This is a genomic window from Streptomyces solincola, assembly GCF_002982015.1.
GTDB lineage: Bacteria > Actinomycetota > Actinomycetes > Streptomycetales > Streptomycetaceae > Streptomyces > Streptomyces solincola.
On the sequence record NZ_PVLV01000682.1, the window covers coordinates 1 to 2,575 of the forward strand.

Below are 2,575 nucleotides of genomic sequence, written 5' to 3' on the forward strand. Positions count from 1 at the left end.
CCCTCCCTCTCCCTCCCGGAAAGGAACCCGCCGTGGGCCTGCTCCTGGCCGCCGTCCTCGCCCTCTCGGTGTGCGGCGCGTTCGCCGGCGTCCGGATGTACCGGGCCGAGGCGAAGCTGCCCGGCGACCTGGTGCTCGCCCTGGAGGTCGGGGCCACCCGCACCACCGCCGTCGGCTCCGGCGTCGACCGGCTCGGCATGCGGTGGGCGCCGTCCGTCCTCGGACTGATGGGCCCCCGGCGCACCGACGCGCTGCGCCGCCGCATCGACATGGCCGGCAACCCCGGCGGCATGACCGTCGACCGCTACGCCGCCCGCCGCGCCGTCTACGGCCTGCTCGGCGTCCTCGCCGCCCTCGCCCTCCTCCTGCGCGGCCAGTGGGCGCTCGCCGCGATCATCCTCCTCTACGGCCTGACCTGGACCGACGTCCTGCTGCGCATCGCCATCCGCCGCCGCCGCGACGACATCGAGCGCACCCTGCCCGACTTCCTGGACGTCCTCGCCGTGGTCGTCTCCGCCGGACTCGGCTTCCGCCAGGCCCTCGAACGCGTCGCCGACCAGTACGCCGGGCCCTGGGCCGACGAGGTCCGCATCGTGCTGCGCCAACTGGACATGGGCGTCGGCCGCCGCGAGGCCTTCGACCAACTGCGCCGCCGCAACACCTCCGAGCAGGTGTCGATGTTCGTCACCGCGCTCCAGCAGGGCGAGGAGCTGGGCGCGCCCATCGTCGACACCCTCATCCAGATCGCCAACGACATGCGCCGCACCGACGCCCAGAACGCCCGCCGCGCCGCCGCCAAGGCCGTCCCCAAGACGACGCTCGTGGTGACCCTGGTGATGCTCCCCGCCACCATGATCCTCATCGCGCTCAGCTTCTACTACGGCTCCGGCGTCGACTTCACCGACATCCTCGGCGGGTGAGCGCCGCATGACCGGGATCCCCTCGCTCCCCCTCCAGCTCAACGCCCTCCAGGCCCTGTGCCGGCAGGTGTTCGGCTTCCGGCTGGCGATGACCGTCCTCGCCACCCCGTTCGCCCTCGAAGGCGCGGCCGCGGGACTGGGCACCTGGCTGGTCGGCGCCGCCGTCCTGGTCACCTTCATGGTGTCCTACGTCGTCCTGCGCGACTGGGAGCGCTTCGGTCCCGTCCTCCTCCGCCACCCCGCCGTCCTGGCCGTCGACGCGCTCTGCGGCGCCCTCCTCCTCGCCACCGCGTCCCCCGAGTCCGTCCTCGCCTACGTCACCCTCTGCACCCCGCTCCTGGCCGGACTCCTCTACGGCTGGCGCGGCGCCGCCTTCTTCGCCATCCTCCAGTCCCTGCTGCTGCTCCTCGCCTACGGCGTCAACCGCTCCGTCGCCGTGGACCCCTCCTCCCTCCTCTTCCCCGGCCTGTGCGTGATCGCCGGCGCGGTCGGCTCCACCCTGCGCGGCCTCATCCTGGACGTCGGCGCCGCGAGCCAGGCCCTCACCGAGGCCCGCGCCCGGCTCTCCGCCCACCAGGCCGTCGAGTCCGAACGCGCCCGCCTCGCCCGCGAGATGCACGACTCGGCCGCCAAGACCCTCTACGGCCTCGCCCTGGCCGCCGACTCGCTCGCCGCCACCGCCGACCGCGACGACCCCGACACCCTGCGCCGCCAGGCCGAACTGGTCGCCCGCTCGGCCCGGCGCGCCGCCGCCGAGTCCCGCGAACTCCTGGACGACCTGCGCCGCGAGACCGGCCTCGACGGACAGGTCGACCTCGCCGCCGAACTCTCCGCCCGTGCCGCCGACTTCGGCACCCGCCACGCCGTCATCGCCGCCTACCGCCCGCCGGCCCCGCCGCTCACCGTCCCGCCCCGCGTCCCTCCGGCCGTCGCCCGCCACCTGGTCGCCGTCGCCGCCGAAGCCATGGACAACGCCCACCGCCACGCCCGCCCCAGCCACATCACCGTCACCGCGGGCGTGGACACCGACATCCTCCGCATGTCCGTCTACGACGACGGTGCCGGCCTGCCCCCCGGCACCACCCTGAACACCCTCCGCAACTCCGGCCACTTCGGCGTCGTCGGCATGGTCGAACGCGCCGCCGCCATCGGCGCCCGCATCCGCATCGGCCGCGGGCAGGCGTCCCGCGGCACCGAAGTGCGCGTCGAACTCCCCGTCCACTCCCTGACCGAGAGGACCCCCCACCATGCCTGAACCCTCCGCCGGGCTCGTGCGGGTCGTCATCGCCGACGACAACCCGGTGGTCCGGGCGGGCCTGGCCGCCCTGCTCTCCGCCCACCCCGGCATCGAGGTCGCCGCACAGGCGGCCGACGGCCGGGAGGCGTACGAGCAGACCCTGCGCCACCGCCCCGACGTCGTCCTGCTGGACGTCCGGATGCCCGGCGCCGACGGCCTGACCGCGCTGCCCCACCTGGTGCCGCTCACCGCCGTCCTGATGACCACCTACAGCGGCGACAGCGACATCGTCCACCAGGCCCTGCGCCTGGGCGCCCGCGGCTACCTCGTCCACGGCGAGTTCACCGCCGACCAGCTCCCCACCGCCGTACGCGACGCCGCCCAGGGCCGCGCCCACCTCTGTCTCTTATACACATCT

At 74.6% G+C, this 2,575-nt stretch carries 3 protein-coding genes; all 3 read left to right on the plus strand.

Going from position 1 to position 2,575, the window contains the following annotated elements:
* Window positions 1-32: 32 nt before the first annotated feature.
* Entirely contained in the window at window positions 33-920 is an 888-nt protein-coding gene (locus C6N75_RS29225) for a DUF5936 domain-containing protein (RefSeq protein WP_105871852.1), read from the plus strand.
* 7 nt (window positions 921-927) lie between these two features.
* Window positions 928-2,175: a sensor histidine kinase gene (locus C6N75_RS29230; RefSeq protein ID WP_105871853.1), complete on the plus strand. Its 1,248-nt coding sequence runs from the start codon at window positions 928-930 to the stop codon at window positions 2,173-2,175.
* On the plus strand, window positions 2,168-2,575 hold a 408-nt coding region (locus C6N75_RS29235; RefSeq protein ID WP_146132716.1), incomplete at its 3' end, for a response regulator. The genes C6N75_RS29230 and C6N75_RS29235, both read left to right, overlap by 8 nt.

What these genes read in the sequence shown, in the direction of transcription:
- C6N75_RS29230 (WP_105871853.1), top strand. Translation starts at nt 928, where the DNA reads ATGACCGGGATCCCCTCGCTCCCCCTCCAGCTCAACGCCCTCCAGGCC.